This window comes from Afipia carboxidovorans OM5, from assembly GCF_000218565.1.
Classification (GTDB): domain Bacteria; phylum Pseudomonadota; class Alphaproteobacteria; order Rhizobiales; family Xanthobacteraceae; genus Afipia; species Afipia carboxidovorans.
Window position 1 is genome coordinate 2,122,919 of the sequence record NC_015684.1, and the last position, 21,098, is coordinate 2,144,016.

The 21,098-nt window shown below is 61.9% G+C and carries 18 protein-coding genes and 1 tRNA gene; 5 read left to right on the plus strand and 14 right to left on the minus strand.

What is annotated here, in order from left to right; all coding sequences use genetic code 11:
* Positions 1 to 1,263, minus strand: a complete 1,263-nt coding sequence (locus OCA5_RS09885; protein WP_012563207.1) for an efflux RND transporter periplasmic adaptor subunit — start codon at positions 1,261 to 1,263, stop codon at positions 1 to 3.
* Positions 1,253 to 2,791: an efflux transporter outer membrane subunit gene (locus OCA5_RS09890; RefSeq protein WP_012563206.1), complete on the minus strand. Its 1,539-nt coding sequence runs from the start codon at positions 2,789 to 2,791 to the stop codon at positions 1,253 to 1,255. Before OCA5_RS09890 ends, OCA5_RS09885 begins: the two co-directional genes overlap by 11 nt.
* A 439-nt stretch (positions 2,792 to 3,230) precedes the next feature.
* Between OCA5_RS09890 and OCA5_RS09895 the strand changes: the two genes are divergently transcribed.
* Positions 3,231 to 4,268: a cysteine synthase A gene (locus OCA5_RS09895; RefSeq protein ID WP_012563205.1), complete on the plus strand. Its 1,038-nt coding sequence runs from the start codon at positions 3,231 to 3,233 to the stop codon at positions 4,266 to 4,268.
* A gap of 129 nt (positions 4,269 to 4,397) precedes the next feature.
* Here the strand turns inward: OCA5_RS09895 and OCA5_RS09900 are convergent, their stop codons facing one another.
* The 4 genes from OCA5_RS09900 to OCA5_RS09915 are packed head-to-tail and all read right to left on the minus strand — an operon-like array spanning position 4,398 to position 8,749.
* Positions 4,398 to 5,138: an amino acid ABC transporter ATP-binding protein gene (locus tag OCA5_RS09900; RefSeq protein ID WP_012563203.1), complete on the minus strand. Its 741-nt coding sequence runs from the start codon at positions 5,136 to 5,138 to the stop codon at positions 4,398 to 4,400.
* Positions 5,139 to 5,149: 11 nt separating this feature from the next.
* Complete coding sequence (locus tag OCA5_RS09905) at positions 5,150 to 6,514, minus strand: amino acid ABC transporter permease (RefSeq protein WP_012563202.1); 1,365 nt, start codon at positions 6,512 to 6,514, stop codon at positions 5,150 to 5,152.
* Positions 6,511 to 7,716: an amino acid ABC transporter permease gene (locus tag OCA5_RS09910; RefSeq protein ID WP_012563201.1), complete on the minus strand. Its 1,206-nt coding sequence runs from the start codon at positions 7,714 to 7,716 to the stop codon at positions 6,511 to 6,513. The genes OCA5_RS09905 and OCA5_RS09910 overlap by 4 nt, the downstream gene beginning before the upstream one ends.
* A gap of 16 nt (positions 7,717 to 7,732) precedes the next feature.
* Positions 7,733 to 8,749, minus strand: a complete 1,017-nt coding sequence (locus OCA5_RS09915) for an amino acid ABC transporter substrate-binding protein (RefSeq protein ID WP_012563200.1) — start codon at positions 8,747 to 8,749, stop codon at positions 7,733 to 7,735.
* 162 nt (positions 8,750 to 8,911) lie between these two features.
* Here OCA5_RS09915 and metC point away from each other — a divergent pair, with 162 nt between their 5' ends.
* Positions 8,912 to 10,111, plus strand: coding sequence for a cystathionine beta-lyase (gene metC / locus OCA5_RS09920; RefSeq protein WP_013913129.1), 1,200 nt, complete (start codon positions 8,912 to 8,914; stop codon positions 10,109 to 10,111).
* Between the two features lie 54 nt (positions 10,112 to 10,165).
* On the opposite strand, the gene OCA5_RS09925 is transcribed toward metC, so the two are convergent.
* From OCA5_RS09925 to OCA5_RS09970, 8 genes are all read right to left on the minus strand, one after another.
* Entirely contained in the window at positions 10,166 to 10,504 is a 339-nt protein-coding gene (locus tag OCA5_RS09925) for a lipid-A-disaccharide synthase N-terminal domain-containing protein (RefSeq protein WP_012563198.1), read from the minus strand.
* Entirely contained in the window at positions 10,504 to 11,259 is a 756-nt protein-coding gene (locus OCA5_RS09930; RefSeq protein ID WP_012563197.1) for a glycosyltransferase family 2 protein, read from the minus strand. The genes OCA5_RS09925 and OCA5_RS09930 overlap by 1 nt, the downstream gene beginning before the upstream one ends.
* An 84-nt stretch (positions 11,260 to 11,343) precedes the next feature.
* Entirely contained in the window at positions 11,344 to 12,123 is a 780-nt protein-coding gene (locus OCA5_RS09935) for a phosphatase PAP2 family protein (protein ID WP_012563196.1), read from the minus strand.
* Positions 12,124 to 12,147: 24 nt separating this feature from the next.
* A complete protein-coding gene (locus OCA5_RS09940) occupies positions 12,148 to 13,887 on the minus strand; it encodes an ArnT family glycosyltransferase (protein WP_013913130.1) in 1,740 nt (579 codons plus the stop codon).
* 1,442 nt (positions 13,888 to 15,329) lie between these two features.
* Positions 15,330 to 16,079 (minus strand): hypothetical protein, encoded by a 750-nt coding sequence (locus OCA5_RS18815; protein ID WP_013913133.1) that lies wholly within the window; start codon positions 16,077 to 16,079, stop codon positions 15,330 to 15,332.
* A gap of 268 nt (positions 16,080 to 16,347) precedes the next feature.
* Positions 16,348 to 16,424, minus strand: a tRNA-Arg gene (locus OCA5_RS09960).
* A gap of 119 nt (positions 16,425 to 16,543) precedes the next feature.
* Positions 16,544 to 16,822 carry a DUF7662 domain-containing protein gene (locus tag OCA5_RS09965; RefSeq protein ID WP_012563191.1) on the minus strand — a complete coding sequence of 93 codons (279 nt, stop codon included), beginning with the start codon at positions 16,820 to 16,822 and terminating at the stop codon, positions 16,544 to 16,546.
* 85 nt (positions 16,823 to 16,907) lie between these two features.
* On the minus strand, positions 16,908 to 17,213 hold the full coding sequence (locus OCA5_RS09970) for an ETC complex I subunit (RefSeq protein WP_012563190.1): 306 nt from the start codon (positions 17,211 to 17,213) through the stop codon (positions 16,908 to 16,910).
* A 173-nt stretch (positions 17,214 to 17,386) separates the two neighbouring features.
* Here OCA5_RS09970 and OCA5_RS09975 point away from each other — a divergent pair, with 173 nt between their 5' ends.
* From OCA5_RS09975 to OCA5_RS09985, 3 genes are all read left to right on the plus strand, one after another.
* Positions 17,387 to 18,547, plus strand: a complete 1,161-nt coding sequence (locus OCA5_RS09975; RefSeq protein WP_012563189.1) for an OpgC family protein — start codon at positions 17,387 to 17,389, stop codon at positions 18,545 to 18,547.
* Positions 18,548 to 18,599: 52 nt separating this feature from the next.
* Positions 18,600 to 19,055 carry a hypothetical protein gene (locus tag OCA5_RS09980; RefSeq protein WP_012563188.1) on the plus strand — a complete coding sequence of 152 codons (456 nt, stop codon included), beginning with the start codon at positions 18,600 to 18,602 and terminating at the stop codon, positions 19,053 to 19,055.
* Between the two features lie 353 nt (positions 19,056 to 19,408).
* Positions 19,409 to 21,076, plus strand: coding sequence for a TolC family outer membrane protein (locus tag OCA5_RS09985; protein WP_012563187.1), 1,668 nt, complete (start codon positions 19,409 to 19,411; stop codon positions 21,074 to 21,076).
* The last annotated feature ends 22 nt before the right edge of the window (positions 21,077 to 21,098 follow it).

The following is a 21,098-nucleotide window of genomic DNA, read 5'->3' on the forward strand; positions in this document are numbered from 1 at the left end:
TCACCGTGGACCCTTGCCGCCCTTCCCGCCGCGCGGCTCACGTTTGCGCGGGGCAAGGTCCTGCGTCGGCACGGTGTCCTCGCTGCCGATCACCACCTTGGAGCCGTCGGAAAGATTGGCGAAGCCGGTCGTCACCACGCGGTCGGTCGGCGCAAGGCCCTTTGCGATCACCGCGGTGGTCTCGCTCTGCTGCGTCACGGTCACCGGCTTGGCGGTGACCGTGTTGTCCTCGCCGATCACATAGCTGAACGTGCCGGATGGCCCGCGCTGCACGGCAGCGGTCGGCACCGTCAGCGCCTGCGGCAGCGTTTCGACCTTGAGGCGGACATTGACGAACTGCCCCGGCCAGAGCTTGTGCCCGGCATTCGGGAATTCCGCCTTCACCTTCACCGTACCGGTCGTGGGATCGACCTGATTGTCGATGGTGCGCATGATACCGGTATCGACCACGGTGCGGCCATCCTCGCCGAACACATCGACGGCAAGCTGCCCCTTGGCGGAGGCCGTGTTGACGCGGTTGATCTCCTGCTGTGGCAGGCTGAACTGTACGGCGATCGGCTGCAACTGCGTCAACACCACGACGCCCGTGGCGTCGGAGGCATGGATGATGTTGCCCGGATCGACCTGCCGCAAGCCGGTACGGCCCGACAGCGGCGCGATCACCTTGGTGTAGCCGAGCGTCGCCTGCGCGTTGTCGATCGCGGCCTGATCGGACTTCACCAGCGCCTCGAGCTGGGCGACAGTCGCCTTCTGGGTGTCGGCCTGCTGCGCGGAGCCCGCCTTGGAGGCGGCCAACTGCTCGTAGCGCTTGAGGTCGAGCCGCGCATTGGCAAGCTGCGCCTCGTCCTGCGCCTTCTTGGCGACGGCCTGATCGTACTGCGCCTGGTAGATCACCGGATCGATCTCGGCCAGCACATCGCCCGCCTTGACGTCCTGTCCTTCGACGAAATTCACCTTCAGAAGCTTGCCATCGACCTGCGCGCGAACGGTCACGGTGTTGAGCGCGCGCACCTGACCGACGCCGTCGAGATAAACCGGCACGTCCTCGACCTTGGGCGTCGCCGCGAGCACCGGCACCGCCATGTCGAAGCGCATGTGAGCGGCATCCTGGCTGCCGCCATAGAACCGCGACCAGCCGAGATAGCCGAGCCCCGCCACGATCACGAGCGCGATGAAAAGCGAGACCGTGCGCCGCCGCGCGCCGCCGGCGACCCGCGCGACGCTTTCGCTCACCTTGCCATTCTCGCCTGGCTTAAAGAGCATTCCCGGGCTCCCTCATCGTCGTCACCGTTCTCTGCTCCACTCTCGGTTCCCAGCCGCCGCCCAGCGCCTGGAACAGGCTGACATAGGATTGCAGCCACGCAAGTTGCGCCTGCAGCAGGGTATCCTCCGCCTGAAACAGGGTCTGCTGCGTATTCAGCACGGTGATGATGTCGGCCGTGCCCGCCCGTAACTGATCCTCCGACAGCTTGAACGCCCGCCGCGAGGAGGCCACCACCACGCGTTGCAGCCGCAGGCGTTGCGCCGTCTGCCGGATCGCGTCGAGCGCGGTGTTGACGTCCGAGAACGCCGAGATCACCGTCTTGCGATAGGTCTGCAGCAACTCGTCCTGCTGCGCCTTGGTCAGATCGAAATTGGCCTGGATGCGGCCAGCGTCAAAGATCGGCTGCGTCAGTCCCGCAGCCAGGTTGAAGAACGCCGATTGCGGCATGAACAGGGCCGACAGCGCCGCGCTCTGGTAGCCGCCTTGCCCGGTCAACTGAATGCTCGGAAAGAACTGCGCCCGCGCGCTGCCGACATTCGCGGTCGCCGAGGCCAACTGCGCCTCCTGACGGCGGATGTCCGGGCGCTGGATCAAAAGTTCGGACGGCAGGCCCGGCGTGACGCGCGGCGCCGAAACACGCCCAAGCGAGCCGCCGCGAATGTGCACGCGCTCCGGCGGCCGCGCCACCAGCGTCGCGAGGATGTTGAGGTTCTGCGTCAGCGTCTGCCGCAACGGCGGCACCGCCGCACGCTGGTTGGCCAGCAGGCTTTCCTGCTGAGCAAGATCGAGGTCGGAGCCCGTGCCCGCATCGACCCGCGCCTTGATCGCGTCATAGATGCGCTTGGCGCTCGCGATATTGCGCTCGGCAGTCGCGATCCGGTCCTGGGCCGCCAGCACCTGGAAGTAGGCATTGGCAACACTCGCCATCGCCGTCAGCGCTACGGTGTCGCGATCGTAGCGGCTCGCATTGGCGCTCTCTTCAGCGGCGAGCAGCGCGTCGCGGTTCTTGCCCCACAGGTCGATCTCGTAGCTCGCGCTGAGCGAGGTCGAATAGGTGTTGATCGTCCCGCGAGCGGCAACGGTGCCATTGTTGAGATAGCCGGATGACGATTTCGAGCGCGTCGCGGATGCATTGGCATCGAGTGTCGGCAGTAGCGCCGCGCCTGCCGTGCGCGTCATCGCATCGGCCTGCAGAAGGCGTGCGGTCGCGGCAGTGATATCGAGGTTGACGCGTTGCGCCTCCTCCATCAACTGCGTGAGTTCGGCCGAGCGGAAGCCGCGCCACCAGTCGAGCGTGGGCGGCGCGTCCTGCCGTTGCGGCGTGGCGTCCTTCTGGTACGCAACCGGAATATCGAGCGCGAGGTCCGGCAGGTCCTGCTTCATGATGCAGCCTGCAAGCAGGACTGCGACCGCACCGGCCGCGCAGACACGCGTGGCGGAGATGCGCAGGGCACGGAGGTGCGCCGCGTGCCGTGGCAGCACGTCACCCCAACCCCTTGATCCGAACCCAAGCGCCAGTTGACCCATCCTCTGCAACGGCTCCCCTGGCGCCGGATCATCCATTCCGGCGGCCCTGAATCGGCCGCACGCATGCGTTGAGTGTCCGTTATGCCCGGAAATGGCGCGAAGGTCTGCTGTCGCCACCTGCAAAAACAGGGATTCTTACCAAGATTTCATCGGATTGTGACCGATGAGCCCGTGCCAACGGCCCCATCCGGCGGCCTCTCCGCCGCATGTCCCTTTTCGGTTCCGGATCAGGCCACCACTCACCGGACATCAGCCTCTAACCGCATTACCGCGAGGGCAGTGATTCGCAGGCTGCGGCATGCCGCGCGCGACATGCGAGGCATGAATGTGCCTGTTCACACATCCATTTCTTCACAGAGCAGCATCTCACCGGCAGGCTTGTCGACCCGCGCAACGGCGACTAGGTTGAACTGACCCTTTCCTTTTCTGTCTGATCCCCATGCAAATCCGTCAAGACGTCATCGAAGCCATCGGCAACACGCCGCTCATCAAGCTCAAGCGCGCGTCCGAGGAGACTGGCTGCAACATTCTCGGCAAAGCCGAGTTCATGAACCCCGGACAATCGGTGAAAGACCGCGCGGCGCTGTTCATGATCCGCGACGCGATGGAGCGCGGCACGTTGAAGCCCGGCGGCCTGATCGTCGAAGGCACCGCGGGCAATACCGGGATCGGGCTGGCGCTGGTCGCCAATGCGCTCGGCTTCCGCACCGTGATCGTCATTCCGGAGACGCAGAGCCAGGAAAAGAAGGACATGCTGCGGCTATGCGGCGCACAGCTCGTCGAAGTGCCGGCCGCACCCTATTCCAACCCGAACAATTACGTCCGCCTGTCGGGCCGCCTCGCCGAGCAGCTTGCGAAGAGCGAGCCGAACGGCGCGGTGTGGGCCAACCAGTTCGATAATGTCGCGAACCGCGTGGCGCATATCGAGACGACGGCGCCGGAAATCTGGGAGCAGACCGACGGCAAGGTCGACGGCTTCGTCTCAGCAGTCGGCACCGGCGGCACGCTCGCGGGCACGGCGATGGGCCTCAAGGCGAAGAACCCCAAAATCCAGATCGGCCTCGCCGACCCGATGGGCGCTTCGCTCTACAGCTACTACACCACGGGCGTTCTCAAGGCCGAGGGCTCATCGATCACCGAAGGCATCGGCCAGAGCCGCATCACCGCCAATCTCGAAGGCGCGCCGATCGATCGTGCCTATCAGATTCAGGACGCGGAAGCGGTGCAGATCGTGTTCGATCTCCTCGAGCATGAGGGGCTGTGCCTCGGCGGCTCGTCGGGCATCAACATCGCGGGCGCGATCCGCATGGCGAAGGAGCTCGGCCCCGGCCACACCATCGTGACGGTGCTATGCGACTACGGCACGCGCTACCAGTCGAAGCTGTTCAACCCGGACTTCATGCGCTCGAAGAATTTGCCGGTGCCGGAGTGGCTGGAGAAGACCAGCGCGATCAGCGTGCCTTACGAGAAGGTCTGATTTTACGTCATTCCGGGACGCGCGCATTTGCGCGCGAACCCGGAATCTCCGAATGGCTTCGGACAAATCCTTCGAGATTCCGGATCAGCCCGCTGCGCGACCTGTCCGGAATGACCGTGTCGCGGATACTCACCGCAAAATCTGACTCAAGAACAGCTTCGTCCGCTCATGGCGCGGGTGGCTGAAAAACTCGTCCGGCGCGTTGACTTCGATCACCTGCCCCATATCCATGAACACCACGCGGTCGGCGACCTCGCGGGCAAACCCCATTTCATGCGTGACGACCAGCATGGTCATGCCGTCATTGGCGAGGTCGACGATGGTGTCGAGCACCTCCTTGACCATTTCCGGATCGAGCGCCGAGGTCGGCTCGTCGAACAGCATCACCTTCGGATTCATCGTCAGCGCACGCGCAATCGCCACGCGCTGCTGCTGGCCGCCGGAAATCTGCCCCGGATATTTGTGCGCCTGTTCGGGAATCCGTACCCGTTCGAGATAACGCATCGCCGCCGCCTCGGCCTCTTTCTGCGGCATATTGCGAACCCAGATCGGCGCCAGCGTGCAGTTCTCCAGCACGGTCAGATGCGGAAACAGATTGAAGCTCTGGAACACCATGCCGATCTCGCGGCGGACTTCGTCGACACGCTTGAGGTTGGGGCCAAGCTCGATGCCGTCGACGGTAACGGTTCCTTCCTGAAATTCTTCCAGCGCATTGATGCAGCGGATCAACGTCGATTTGCCCGAACCCGACGGCCCGCAGATCACGATCCGCTCCCGCCGCGCGACGGACAGATCGATATCGCGCAGAACGTGGAAAGCGCCGAACCATTTGTTCAGCTTCTCGATGCGGATGATCGGATCGGCGGCCATACAAACTCCGGTTAGCGGCGGTGCGGATCGAGGCGGCGCTCGACGAACAACGAATAACGCGACATCGCAAAGCAGCCTATCCAGTAGATGATGCCGGTGAAAGCAAAGCCGGTGAACAGCGTCGTCGGCGTCGCCCAGACGGGATCGGCAAATGTCGCACGCAACTGGCCGAGCAAATCGAACAGCGCGACGATGAGAACGAGCGTGGTGTCCTTGAACAGCGCGATGAAACTGTTGACGAGGCTTGGAATGACATGCCGCAGCGCCTGCGGCAGCACGATAAGGCCGGTCGTCTTCCAGTAAGACAGGCCAAGCGCATTCGCCGCCTCGCGTTGTCCGCGCGGGATCGCGAGCAGCCCGCCGCGAATGACTTCGGCGTTGTAGGCGCCCGCGAACAGCGCAATGCCGACCAGCACGCGCACCAGCGCGTCGATGGTGAAATCGCCCGGCAGAAACAGCGGCAGCATGTAGGTCGCGAAGAACAGCACGGTAATCAGCGGCACGCCGCGCCAGAATTCGATGAACATCACCGAGAAGGCGCGCAGCAGCGGAATGCGCGAGGTACGCCCGAGCGCAAGCGCAATGCCGACCGGCATCGACGCGACAATGCCGGTGACGGAGACAACGAGCGTCACCAGCAGGCCGCCCCATTGCCGCGTATCGACAATCGGCAGCCCGCCCTGATCGAGCCGCAGCGCGACGATGACGACGGCAATCCCGGCGAACGTCAGTGCGGATGACAGCGCGGCGCGCCGACCGTTCGGCCAGCCGCCGCCAAACCACAGCATGGCCATCGTGACGAACGCCGCCGTCATGCTGAAGTCGAACCAGAAGCGCGTGAGCGAGGGTGTCCACGCCGCGCCGAACAATTCGGCGATCCAGTAGAACGCGAAGCCGTCGAGCCCGCCGCCATGGAGCAGGAAGAAGGCGAGGAACGGGAACGCGATGAAGAACAATGCGGCGTTGAGCGCCTTGTGCGGGATTTTCGGCACCAGTAGCGGCGCGAGCAACAGCACGGCCAGCGCAAATGTCAGATTGGCGCGCCAGCGCTGATCCTCGGGATAGAAGCCGTAGATCAGCTGCGTGAACTTCGCCTGGATGAACGGCCAGCACGCGCCGACCGGATGGCCTGCGTTTTCCGCGAGGCAAGCAGTGCGGTCGCTGCCCTGCCACACCGCATCGATAAACAGAAAGCGGATGGTCGGTACCAGCAACAACCACAACACCACCGCGCTGATCAACGTCAGAAGAATGTTGGTCGGCGAATTGAACAGCCGCGTGCGCATCAAGCCGATGATGCCGGTGGTGACGACCGGCGGCTGCCGCTCGGGAGCGAGCGCGCCACGCACGAAGTTCGTGTCGGTGCCATTGCTCATGCGCGCAGGCTCCGGTCGATACGCCAGCCGTAGAAATTCATGATCGCGCTCGTCACCAGCGAGATCGCGAGATAGACCGCCATCGTCATGGCAATGATCTCGACCGCCTGCCCGGTCTGGCTCAGCGCCGTGCCTGCGAACACCGAGAACAGGTCGGGATAGCCGATCGCGACCGCGAGCGAGGAGTTCTTGATGAGGTTGAGATACTGATTGGTCAGTGGCGGCAGGATGACCCGCATCGCCTGCGGAATAATGACGAGCCGCAGGATCGCCCCGCGCGACAGGCCGAGCGAGGCGCCCGCCTCCGTCTGCCCCTTCGGCACCGCCAAGAGACCGCCGCGCACCACTTCCGCAATGAAGGCTGCGGTGTAGGTCGACAGCGAAATCGCAAGCGCAACAAGCTCCGTCGTGATCCGCATGCCGCCCGCAAAGTTGAAGCCGCGCAGCACGGGCATATCGAACCGCACTGGTGCGCCGAACAGCACGATGCTGAGAAGCGGCAGCCCGATGAGAAGCACCAGCACGAACGGCCAGATGCGCAGCCGCTCACCTCGGCGATAAAGCCGCCGCCGCGCGACAATCACCATCGCCAGCGAGGCGATGATCGCAACGACAATCGCCACCATGAAAACACGAGCGCCGGGCTCAGCCAGCATCTGCGGCACCACGAAGCCGCGATTGTTGAGGAATGCGACGCCGAACACCGACAGACTCTGGCGCGGGTTTGGCAGCGCAGCCAGCACAGCGAGATACCAGAACAGCAGTTGAAACAAGAGCGGCAGGTTGCGGATCACTTCGACATAACCGGCGGCAAGCCGCGCCAGCAGCCAGTTCGGCGACAGCCGCGCGATCGCGACCGCAAAGCCGATCACGGTCGCAAACACGATGCCGATTGCGGAGACGAGCAGCGTGTTGAGCAGGCCGACCTCAAACACCCGAAAGTAGCTGTCGGCTTCCGAGTAGGAAATCAGCGCCTGACTGACGCCGAAGCCTGCCGAACTCGACAGGAAGCCGAAGCCCGATGCGACGCGCTGCGCCTGCAGGTTCGCCTGCGCGTTGGTGACGATGTCGTAAGCGAGCCACGCGAGCAGCGCCGCGAACACGACCTGCCCGACCATGCCCTTCCAGCCGGTGCCACCGGACAGGATGCGCGAGAGGCGCGCGAGTGGCCGGAACGGAGGCGGACGCGGCGCGGCTGCCATCGTCACCGTCCGCAGATCAGCGGACTGGCGGCGCGTACTGGATGCCGCCCTGATTCCAGAGCTTGTTCAGTCCGCGCGAGATCCGCAGCTTGGAGCCGGCACCGACGTTCCGATCGAACGACTCGCCGTAATTGCCGACCGCCTTCACGATCCGCACCACCCAATCCTTGGTGAGGCCGAGTTGCTCGCCGAAATTGCCGTCGGAGCCAAGCAGCCGCGCAATCTCCGGCTTGTTGGACTTCACCATGTCGCCGACGTTCTTCTGCGTCACCGCAAGCTCCTCGGCGTTGAGAAGCGCGAACAGCGTCCACTTCACGATGTCGAACCACTGGTCGTCGCCGTGACGAACCACCGGCCCGAGCGGTTCCTTGGAGATGATGTCCGGCAGCACCGCATGATCGTCCGGCACGGTGAGCTTCAGGCGTTCGGCATAAAGCTGCGAGACGTCGGAGGTGAATGCATCGCAGCGGCCGGATTCATAAGCCTTCATGGTTTCGTCGGCGGTCGCGAACGCCACCACTTCATATTTCATTCCGTTGGCGCGGAAGTAATCTGCAAGGTTCTGCTCGTTGGTGGTGCCGGTCTGCACACAGACCGATGCGCCGTTGAGTTCGAGCGCCGAGTTCACCTTCAGCGACTTGCGGACCAGAAAGCCCTGCCCGTCGTAATACATCACCGCAGTGAAGTTCAGCCCGAGCGAGGTATCGCGCGACATGCTCCATGTCGTGTTGCGCGACAGCACATCGATCTCGCCCGACTGCAGCGCCGTGAAGCGATCCTTGGCGGAGAGCGGAACGAATTTCACCTTGAGCGGGTCGTTGAAAATTGCAGCAGACAGCGCCCGGCAGAAGTCGACATCGAGGCCGCTCCATTTGCCGGTGTCGTCGGGCGCGGAAAAGCCGGGCAAGCCCTGGCTGACGCCGCAGCTCAGCACGCCGCGGTCCTTGATCGTCTTCAGCGTCTGCGCACTTGCCGGCGCAAGACCTCCGACGATCAGCGAGGTCATCACGATACCGAACCATCCATATTTCATGAAAAGACCTTTCCGGCTGTGAAACGCGCCCGTCCCTGATACACGTCTCCGCACGGCTGGCCAATATCCGGCCCCTGCCCGTCCACGGGGCATCCCGGCGCGAATTTCCGCAGGTTCATGCGGGGGTTGACCTTTGTTGCGGCGGACGCCTTATTGCATGCGATGAAAACCCCGTCCGGCACAAAACCTCCCCGCCACCGCACCGCAACGACCCTCGTGACCGCGGGGCGCGACACGGCAGCGCAGCGCGGCTTTATCAATCCGCCCGTGGTGCGTGGCTCGACGGTGCTCTATCCGACCGCCGCGGATATCCATGCCCATCGCGGCGAATATCAATATGGCCGCCACGGAACACCGACCACCAAGGCGCTGCGCGAGGCGCTGATGGCGCTCGAAGGCGACAATTGCGCCGGCGTCGGTCTTGCGCCTTCCGGCGTCGCCGCCATCACCACCGCGCTGCTTGCCGTTTTGAAGGCAGGCGATCACCTTCTGGTGACCGACAATGCCTATCGCCCGACGCGCTCGTTCTGCGACGGCATGCTGGCGCGCTACGGCGTCGAGACGACCTATTTCGATCCCTTGATCGGCAGCGGCATTGCGACGCTGTTCAAGCCCAACACCCGCGCCGTGCTCGTCGAGGCCCCGGGTTCGCAGTCCTTCGAGATGAGCGACATTCCCGCGATTGCCGGGATCGCCCACAGCAAGGGCGCGCTGGTGATCGACGACAACACCTGGGCGACGCCACTCTATCATCGCTCGCTCGATCAGGGCGTGGACATTTCGATTCAAGCCGCGACGAAATATATCGGAGGCCACTCCGACATCATGTTCGGCACCATCGCCGCCAACAAGGTCGGATGGCCACTGGTGCTGGACTCGATCCGCCTGCTCGGCGTCTGCTGCGGACCCGACGATGTGTTTCTTGCACTGCGGGGTCTGCGCACACTCAAGGTGCGACTCGCGCAACATCAGGCGTCCGCGCTCGCAATGGCGAAATGGTTCGCGGCACGGCCGGAAGTGGATCGTGTGCTCTATCCCGCGCTTGAGAGCGATCCCGGTCATGCGATCTGGAAACGCGACTTCACCGGCGCGAGCGGCCTTTTCAGTGTCGTACTGAAACCGACGACGGCGAAAGCGGTCGATGCGTTCCTCGATACGCTCACGCTGTTCGGCATGGGCTATTCGTGGGGCGGGTTTGAAAGCCTCGTCGTGCCGTTCGACTGCAGCGAATATCGTACGGCAACAGCATGGGCGCCGGGCGGACCGACGCTGCGCCTGCATATCGGGCTTGAAGATCTCGACGACCTCAAGGCCGATCTCGAGAACGGCTTTGCCGCCTTCAACGCCGCGCGTCAGGTCTAAAGCGTTTTCAAGCGAAGTGGAAACCGGTTCGCGTGAAGAAAACGCGTCAAAGCTCTAATTATCGAGCGTCTTCGAGGCGCGCGCGCGATTCTTCAAAATCAGCATGATGTTGCGGATGTAGATCACGGTCGCGAGCGACTGGCCGAGGATGATGATCGGCTCACGCTTGGCGATGCCGTAGATCAGCGTCATCACGCCGCCGCCCATCGAGAAGAACCAGAACGCCATCGGCACCACGCTCTGCCCGGCGCGTTCGCTCGAAATCCACTGCACGAGGAAACGCGCGGTGAACAGAAGCTGCGCGATGAGCCCGAACGCCAGCCAGAAATCAAACTTGGCGACGAACACATCGTACAGATAATCGTGAAACGCCTGGCCGAACTGGATCAGCATCAGCGAACCTCGGTCGCCACCGGTTTTGACTTCTTGCGATGGATCAGCCACCATACCCCGGCGAGGTCCATCACGCCGACCCATAGCCGGTCAAAGAAGCCGTAATTGGACACGCCCGAGCGGCGCGGCCGGTCGATCACATCGACATAGACGATGTCATAGCCCTCGCGGCGCACCAGCGCCGGGAGAAACCGATGCAGCCCGTCGAAATAAGGCAGCGCCAGAAACACCTCGCGGCGAAAGCCTTTCAGCCCGCAACCGGTGTCGCGGGTGCCGTCCTTGAGGATGGCGTTGCGCACGGCGTTGGCGACACGCGACTGCCATTTCTTGAACGTCGTGTCCTGCCGGCCGACCCTTTGCCCGGCCGCAAGCCCGACTTTGCCCTCGCCCTGCTCGATCGCGAGGATCAGCGCGGGAAGAAATGCGGGATTGTTCTGCCCGTCGCCGTCGAGCGTCACGACGATCGCGCCACGCGCCGCGCGCACGCCGGTCCGCACCGCAGCCGACTGACCGGCCGATTTCTCATGGCGGATCTGGCGAAGGTTGTTCCGCCCCTGCGCACGCTGCGCCAACCGATCGCCTGTGCCATCAGTGGAGCCGTCGTTGACGTAGATGATCTCGTAGGGCCACTGCTTGCCGAGCGCGGTGTCGATCTCGTCGATCAGCGGCCCGATATTGTTTTCCTCGTTACGGACAGGGACGACAACCGATACCGCCGGTTCGACGCTGCTCACGGATGGCAATGTTTCGATCATCGTTCCTTGCTCCGGCACCGCCTACGCCGGGCGGCCCGCATGTCCGGCGCTTTTATGAGCCGTAACGCCCGCGGGCAACCCCCTTCAAGCGACGGCCTGCCCTTCGGATACCGGCTTGACGGCACCATCCGGGCCGATTGTGAAGATGAGATTGCGGGCGGCAAACCAGTAACGCACCGCCATTGCGCCGATGATGCCGACAATGGCACCGGCAAGTACGTCGCTTGGGTGATGCGCGAGCAGAACGAGGCGGCTCACCGCAATCAGCCCCGCATAGACCCACATCAGCACCGCCCATCGTGGCGCCAGCGCCGACACCGCGAAAGCCAACGCGAACGCCGTGATCGCGTGGCCGGACGGCAGGCTTGCATAGGCCTCGGTCCAGGCGAACGGATTATAATGAAACGCGTCAGGTGCGCCGCCGACGAACGGCCGCCCGCGCCCGATCACGCCTTTCAGGATTTCGCCGATCATTGCAGGGACCGCGCCCGCGAGGAACAGAAAGGCCAGCCGCCCGGAAAGGCCGAGCATCCGGGCTGCCGCCTGCCCTTTCAGGACCATGCTTACAAGAACTGCAGCGCAGGTGCCGGCGCCGAGCACCGTCAGGACATAACGCGTCTTGCCGAAGTCGGTGATGATGCGGACCGGCCATAGCGAGGAGGTGCCGCGCGGCGGCATCAGGCGGATTTCCGGCACATCGATGACGGCCATCAGCGCCAGCAGCGCGATCCCGCCAAGCGTCACCGCCCACAGTGTATGACGTGCAAGCCTGCGCCGGGCCGCAAAGCGATGCTCATGCGCGGGCGGCCCGAACAGCCGCGCCACGCCACGCGAGGCAGTCGCCATGGTGTGCGAGAGGTTCATGAGCGAAGGCGGCGCGCCGTCACGTCAGTGATCCCACTCAGAGGTGAACACGGCAATCGACACATCGCGGCCTTGCGAGATGTTGTAACCCTCGATCCGTTTCACGATGGAGTAGCGCAAGCCGATCGCCTCGGCACGCTGGGCGAACGCCCTCTCGTCGCGCGACTCCACAAGTGCAAACCGGCAGCTTCCCTGCTGCAGGAAGTCAGCCGCGCCGCTACCGTTGGTCAGCAGCGTCTGGGTGCCGACCATGAAGACAAGGCTCGGCTCCTGATAGCCCGCGGCGGCGGCAAGCGGGCCCTTGCACTCGACATTGCGGAGCGCGCGCGCAATCTGCACGCTCGGAAACAGCGGCGTCAGCGCCGGCAACACGATGCCGAACACGCAGGCACTTAGCGCAAGCGAGGCCAACGCGCCGTTGAGCACCGAGCGCTCCGCATTGGCGTCGTCATACATCCACCAGGCGAACAGCCCGAACACCATCGCGGCCGCGCCGAACGGCCACGCCGCAAACACCGGCTGCTTCAGCACCGAGATGCTCAGCACGATCGCGCCGACCGCAACGATGGCCGGAAACACGAACCACCACGCAGCACCGCGCACGATCCACGACCAGCGCGACAGCGCATGGCTTTGCAGCGCGCCGACGATCAGGATTGCGATGGCGGGATAAAGCGGCAACACATAGTGCGGCAGCTTGGTGATGATGAGTTCGAAAACGATCCAGGTCGGCACCAGCCAGGCGAGCAGGAATTGCGCGCCGGGCTCGCGCCTCGCCCGCCACACCGCGGGCGCGGCCACGCCCGCGAGCGTCGAGGCCGGCCAGAACGTCACCCAGAACAAAATGAAATAGAGGCCGGGCGGCGCGCCGTGAGACTCCTGCGCCGCCGCCACCTTGCTCAGCATGTCGCCGCCGACGGAATTGGTGAAGAACGAGCCGCCGGACTTCAGATAGATCGCGACGAACCACGGCACGATCAGGATCAGCATCCAGATCAGTCCCGGCACCGGACGAAGCCGCCGCAGCCACTGCACCGAGCGGTCGAAGACGCCGAGCGTCACGATGGTGAGGCCGACAATCAGAAAGATCAGTGGGCCTTTTACCAGAACGCTCGCCGCCACCGCGGTCCAGAAGATAGCGGGCATGGCCCACGCGCCGCGCACGAACGCCTCGCCGCGCTGCCACGAGAGATAGACACGCGCGAGCGCGCCCATCACGGCCGTCGTGGTGAGAAGCAAAACGGCATCGGTCGTTGCAAGCCGCGCCTCGATGCCGAGCAGCACCGAACTGCACATCGCAAGCCCCGCGAGCACCGCACCACGCCGCGTGACGAAGGCGAGCGCCGTCCAGTAGGTCAGGAGCACGGCGCCGATCGCACCGAACAGCGACGGCACGCGATAGAGCCAGATGCGGATCTGCGAATTCGGCAGGCCGAGCTTCGATGCCGTCTGAACGGCGGCCGACTGCAGCCAGTAAATCCCGACCGGCTTCTTGTAGCGGACCTCGTCCTGGAAGCGGATGTCGACCAGATCACCCGTTTCGACCATCTGCTTCGAGGCCTGCGCAAAGCGCGCCTCGTCGCGATCGATCGGACCGATGTTGAACAGGCCCGGCAGGAAAAACAGGAAGCCGCAGGCCACGAGAAAGGCGATCGCGCGGGTATGCGTCCGCGAAACGGCGTCGAGCACCGGCGTGAGCCTGCCGCCCTCGTTCTCGGGGGCCGGCGGGCGACCAAATCCGCGGCGCTGCACCATATCGATCATGAGTTTCGCATACGATGAAACCACTTAGGCGACAATCGCCCGGGGACTGGGCGTTGCACAAAGGCCGCAAGTGTTGCCAAACGGCCCCTCATTGGTGCCCGCTCGCACCATGGTTTGTCCCGTTTCGGGAACAGAACAGCTCGCGAAAATAGATCGTTTTCAGCAGAGCCATCGCGCGGGCGCACGAAAGGCGAGGTAAAAGCCGATCGGTCACGCCCCGATACGGCGGTATGCAGCGAGACAATTCAAGTTTTGCAGGAAGATGAGTTTTATTGCTCTGTCTGCTTGATCTTAAATCGATTTTTCAGGGAAATGGCGATCCCGGCAGGATTCGAGGGGTCCGATTCCGGACAGGCCAGCCAGAATCAAGATCGGGCCGAGATTATGACGACCAAGTTTGAATGGCTTTCGACCTGGCTCGAACCACTTGGAAAAATAAAGTTAGGAATCTTGATCGGCTCGCCATGAGCGGGACTTTTTACCGGTGTCTCGCTCGGACAAACCAGCTTCCATTCCTGGAGGTATTGAGTTTGCCAAGCCGGTCGGCGTCAGCGCTTTGTGACAAACTTAGCTGCTTGGCATAGAAATCAACGTCAGCCTAACGAAGGCTGGCTGAGTCTGCTCATAATTAAACTGCCTTTGCGCGCCCAATCACATCATGGCGCATCGTATAAAAATTACTCTTTCTTACCAGCGTTACACGACCTGAACCTCAGAGGTCGTCGTTTTTGAATAACTGTAATGCTGTCGAAAACATGCAGGCTTGCTATCGAGCGTGAGAACCCAATCTTCTCATCATGATAATTGTGATGCATGTCGCCGATGAGAGACTTTATCATCTCAATCCCAGTTCCTGCCTTCCGATAGCCTCCTTCGAACGAAGGCCAGTATGCTGCGTGTAGGTCCTCAATGATATAAAGTCCGCCGTCAGGAAGCTTGGGGAATAGATGTTTAAAGCTTGCCTCTTGGTGACGTCCAAAGTGGGAACCGTCATCAAGAACGACTTGTATACCACCCATTTCATCTACAATCGCATCCAAGAAAGCGGGATCTTCCTGCGACCCAATCCTGACTTGGTTGGGCGGATCGAATAACGAAGCGCATCTCGGATCAATATCAATCCCGAAAATTGTAGCGTCATTGCCGAGATACTTCCGTCAAAGTTCTAACGAGCCTCCGTCGAAAACTCCGATCTCGAGAAGCTTGAGTGATGGTCCGAATATCTCAAGGGCCCCACCGATATAATCGTCATAGACCGGCAGGTACTGATCCCACTTCGCAACAAAGCGGCCTGAGTGTTGAGAAAAAATCTGAGCGAAGCGCGTGTCATCAGGTGAGGAAAAGACTTCCAATCCTAGACTCGCAGTCTTGCAATACTTCGATGAGAAATCGCGCCCGGTAACAGCTCTGATTATTTTTAGAAGTTTCGAAGTCACGCGCCTCTACCACAACCTTCGAATGTCGCGTAAATATTGAGCGGACTTCCGAAGTCTATAAAGCACACCGTATCGAGCTTTCCATCGAAGGTCGCGCAGATGTTCCACCGCTTCATAGGCAGTGTATGACGAGAAATCATCTGATAAAAGTGAGTATGTGTTATTGTCCGTTTGAGCTTGGCGAGACAACCATCCCTCGTAATAGTACCTGTTCGGATCAACGGCTGGCTTTGGTAAGTTGCGTATATACTTCGCCCGTGACCACCAAAAATTGAACCATATCCAGCCCCTAAGCTCGCCATCGTACGCAGGAAATACTCCAATTTTCTCTATTGAGGGATTGCTCTCAAAGAGCCGAAAGATTTTCTGCCATTGTGAAAAAGTGTGGAACGTTAGTGCTGCTTCGAGCCTGTCTCGCTCCTTTTTGGCGTAGCTCATTCCCTTAGTATGCAAATATCCAATGTATTTGTAGTTTGACGAGCTGACCGCAATATCCCATACGCGAGCAATTGCAGGATATTCAAATCTGTTCTCAGTATAAATTTCTAGGTTTTTAATCGGTAGATGAAGTCCTTTGAAAAACTCCATCACACCTTCTGTACTGGAAGGGTTTGTTACGCTCACATATAGGTCGCACGCCGAGAGAACGCCAAACTGGGAAACGTCTTTAAGCTGTGCCTCAATAAGGCTGCGCCAATTTGCTGTTGGGTTGATGTAAACGCCATACACGATGGCTGCATCACGTGCGTTGGTCATAAAATACCCAATGAAATAAGGCCGCGTTTACTGCGCGGCAAAGATATCCTACCAAATGGTAGCACCGGTGCTCCGCGTGACGCTCGCCGGCGGGCTGTTTCATGTCCCGACACCAGAACGGAACTGGAATCTTAATGTTGCACCCATGTTGCGGGCAACGTCAGGACTAATCGCGAAGCCCTTGATTTACAAGGATTACGTAACGCCAACCCGCAACACAAACACAAAGCAGAAAATGGAAGAAGTCCGTATTAACGGGCATTTTTGATGGCGATCCCGGCAGGATTCGAACCTGCAACCCGCGGAGTAGAAATCCGCTACTCTATCCAGTTGAGCTACGGGACCGTGCTGGTTTCATACCATCCGGGGGCTGAACCGCCAGTAACCGCCGGTCTGCTTTGAACGATTTTTTCCTCACCGCGAAGCCTTCGGCACCCGGCTCCGGAGCGGCCTCGCCCGCGCCGCTACCGCCGGTAGGTTCGCTTGATGCCAAGCCGCCGGAAACGCACCCCGGTGCCGTCCGGAAGGCGCGTCGCCTCATAGCCGCCGTCGCGAATGGCATTCCGCTGCGGCATGGCATCCTGCGGATTGCGTTCCTTCTCCCACCAGCGCGCACGCTGCGAACTGCGCGACAGCGCAAAACCGAGGATCTCCTCGATCTCCTCGAAGGAAAGCACGAACTCGGCGTCGGTCCGCTCTTTCAGGTAATCGCGCAATGCATCGTATTTATCGGCGGCGATCACATCCGCTCCTGTTCCGCTTGCAGATGCGTCCGCACGCCAACGAAAGCATCGTCAGCGTCGACGGCTAGCGTCGGCCGTCCCTGCTTTAATGCGTCCAGGGCTCGCTGCGGCGGAAGGCGAAGTTGTCCGCATAGGCGACACGGCGGCGGATCGAGTCCTTCGGCTCGGCCACCTCATAGGCGATGCCATTCGCCTCGCAATAGGCGATGGCCTCTTCCTTGGTCACAAAGTGCAGGCTCACCTGCTGCTTCATGTCGGACGAACTCGTCCAGCCCATCAGCGGCTCGACCACGCGCGGCACTTCCGGCTCGAAATCGAGCTGCCATTCCTTGGTCCGCGCCTTGCCGGACTGCATGGCATTCTTGGCGGGCTTGAAGATACGGGCTGTCATGGTCGCACGGAGCCTTGAGTTGGGTCTTGAAATCGGGGCTTTGCAAATTCAGGTGATCGCGGCTGTTTTTGCGGCCGCGCGGCTCCCTATATAACCGCACTCCGGTTGCGTAACAATCCGTGCCGGCCCGCCCTTCCGTCCCCCGGCCCTGACGGCTTCGAGACGCCATCCCGATGAAAACCATCAGAAATATCCCGAAAGGCCGCGACCTTCGCCTCGACCTGTTTCGGGGTGTCGCCAACTGGGCGATCTACCTCGACCACATTCCGAACAACGCGGTGAACTGGATCACCACGCGCAATTACGGCTTCAGCGACGCCGCCGATCTGTTCGTTTTCATCTCGGGCTACACCGCCTCCTTCGTCTACGCGCGGATGATGATCCAGCGCGGCTTCATCGTCGGCGTGACGCGGCTGTTCAAACGAGTGTGGCAGCTCTACGTCGCGCACGTTCTGCTGTTCGTGATCTACGTCGCCGCAATCGGCTGGGTGGCGCTGCGCTATTCCGACCCCGACATCATCCACGAATTCAACATCGCGGGCATCGTCGAGAACCCGATCGAGACCATGACGCAGGGGCTTCTGCTGCGTTTCAAGCCGCTCAATCTCGATGTGCTGCCGCTTTATATCGTGCTGATGGCCTGCTTCGGGCCGGTGCTCTGGCTGTTGCTGCGCTGGCCGAACCTCACCATGACGGGCTCGCTCGCGCTCTACGTCATGGCCCGGCAACACGGCTGGAACCTGTCGGCCTATCCGACCGGCGTCTGGTACTTCAATCCGTTCTGCTGGCAACTATTGTTCGTGTTCGGCGCATGGATCGCGCTTGCGGGAATCCGCGAAGTGCGTGTCGCCGCGCGCCTGACACCGCTCCTGTGGCTCGCGGCGCTCTATCTTATCTTCGCGCTGCCGATGACGCTTGCCGGCCGCTTCCCGGCCGTCGGCGCGCTGTTTCCGGCATGGCTCGTCGAGACGTTCAATCCGAACGACAAGACGAACCTCGCGCCCTACCGCTTCCTGCATTTCATGGCGCTAGCGTTTCTGGTGACACGCTTCATCCGCAAGGACTGGGCGGGCCTGAAATGGATCGGCTTCGATCCTCTCATCAAGAGCGGCCAGCAATCGCTGCAAGTGTTCTGCGTCGGCATCTTCCTGTCGTTCGCTGCACACTTCGTTCTGATGATGAGCGCCGGCACCATCTGGAGCCAGATCGGCGTCAGCGTCGCGGGTCTCGCAATCATGACGGCGGTTGCCTATTACGGAAACTGGTCGAAGCGGCAGGACAAGCCGCTGCTGCCGCCACAGCCCGCACAGCCGCGGCCACCAACGGCAAATTGATGGACGGACTTTGCTTGGCTGCGCTATAGGAAGCCCCCTACGGGACGCATCCATGCGAAGGCGCATAACATCAGGCTCAACGGCATCGCGACTCGCGCGATGGTTCGCCTGCCTTTCGCTTCTCTCGTTAGCGTTCGCCCTGCCCGCCGCAGCGCAGAGCTCGACCGTTCAGCGAACGGCCAAGGGCGACAGCGGCAAGGACATCCGCATCGGCATCTACGTCAACGTGCAGGCAAACTGCAGTTCGGGCGCGCTGCCCTCGATCCAGATGCTGGTGCGGCCCGAGAACGGCACCGCGACGGTGAAACGCGCCCGCATCTCGCTCACCAACTACAAGAACTGCATGGCGCTCGAGGTGCCGGCCTTTATCGGCATCTATCGCTCCAAGCCGCACTTCGCCGGCAACGACCGTCTGACGTTGAGCGTCACCTATCCCAACGGCCGCACCGAGAAGCAGGAGATCACCATCACGGTGGGGCCTGCGAATCTCAAAGGCCGGGATATCTAATTCGGCCGCGCCCACGCGGTGAAAAACGGCCGCGGTTGTCACAGACCTCGTTTGCAACCGATTCGTATCGGCTGTCACCGCAGAACCACACTACTCGCGGCGTGATGGCTGCTCTTATCGGCTCTTAAGAGGTCTATCTTGAAGGGAATTTCCGGTATTTACTACGATCAACAAACATAAATCGACGATATTCTTATATGACCAAGATATTTCGTCCTATTTATACATATAATACATTGATATTACTGTTGTTTCCTTTGGTGCAACTCGATTTTCGACAAAGTCTCGTCTTTAATTCCGATTGTGCCCCTTTTGGCCGCAGGTTAAGATTTAGTTACCTGGGGATTTTTTTTATGAAATTTATTTTCACGACGTCATTGCTTGCGCTTGCGCTTGGCTTGTCCGCTGCTCATGCGGAACCTTTCTCGATCAACGATGCGCTGCGACAGGCCATTCAAACGAATCCCGGTGTTGGCGAAGCGTCAGCGAATCGCCGCGCGACGGAAAGCGAGCTGCGGCAGACGCAAGGCACGCTGCTTCCCCAGATCCGTCTCGAGGCTAACGCAGGCCCGGAGCGGTTTACGCAAAACGTCGTGCCCGCACCGACCGGCAGCGGCACATGGATGCACGGCCGCGAAGGTTCCGTCGTCATCCGCCAGTTGCTGTTCGATGGCTTCGCCTCGATCAACGACGTCTGGCGCCAGACCGCGCGCGTCAACGCCTCCGCCTATCGTGTGCGTGAGCGCACCGAGCTGATCGCGCTCGACGCCGCCGAAGCCTATATCGATGTCGTCCGCTACGCCCGCCTCGTCGAGCTCGCACGGCAGAACGTCGCCAACCACCAGAGCATCTTCAGCAACGTCCGCTCCCGCTACGAAGGCGGCCGCTCCGGCGAGGGCGATCTGCAGCAGGCGCTGGAGCGCGTGGAATCGGCCAAGGCTGCGCTTGCCGAATTCGAACGCAGCCAGGAAGACGCTCGCGCAAAGTATCGCAAGGTCGTGGGCCTCGAAGCCTTCAACCTGCGCTTCCCCGGCCCGCTGCGGGGCATGCCGCCGAGCAAGGATGCCTCGCTCGCCGTTGCCGTTCGCCACAACGCAACGCTGCAGGCCGCGCAGGCCGACACCGACGCCGCGCGCCATGCGTTCCATTCGACCGCCGGCGCGTTCGTGCCGACCGTGTCGCTCGAAGGCCGTGCCTCGCGCGGCATCAACTCCAACACCTATGTCGGCCGTCGCGACGACGTCTCCGGCAAGGTCGTGATGTCGTGGGACATCTTCCGTGGCGGTCAGGATACCTGGCGGCGCACCGAAATGGCGGAGCGCTACAACGAGCAGACCATGCGCCACGCAAGGCTGCAGCGCGACGCTCTTGAATCGATCGACAAGGCCTGGTCCGCGCGCACCATCACCGTGTCCCGCGCCGCCGCCCTGACCCGTCAGCTCGCCGCCGACCGCAAGGCGATCGACGCCTATCGCAAGGAATATGAGCTCGGCCAGCGCTCGCTGATCGACCTGCTCAATGCCGAGAACCAGTACTTCAACGCTGCGGTGTCGCTCACCTCGGCGCGCGGCGTCATCGTCTTCGCCGACTACCAGCTCCTCGCGGCGATGGGCACCCTCCTCGACTATCTGAAGGCGCCACCGCCGGTTGAGGCAGCGCCGCTCGACCACCTCGCCTTCGGCCCGTTCCCGATCAAGCTCACGCCGTTCGTCTTCAAGCTGCCGCCGACGGGATCGAACCCGATCAACGCCGCTGGTGCGCCCACGGCGGTTCCCTATACGCCAGAGGCAGGCGCGATCGTGAACTCCGGCGAACGCTGGCAAACCTGGTCCACGACCCCGACGATCCAGGGCAATCCGACCTGGCTGCAGCCAAACCGCCAGGCTCCCCGGCCGGTGGACACGCGTTCCTCAATCGAGGGAACTTCAGGACGGGCGCTGTCCTTCGCCACGGTGGAGTTCAGCGACAATCACATCGTGACGCCCGACTGGTTCAACATGGCCACGCGAAGTGTGCGTTAATACTAATCCGGCGCATTAAGAC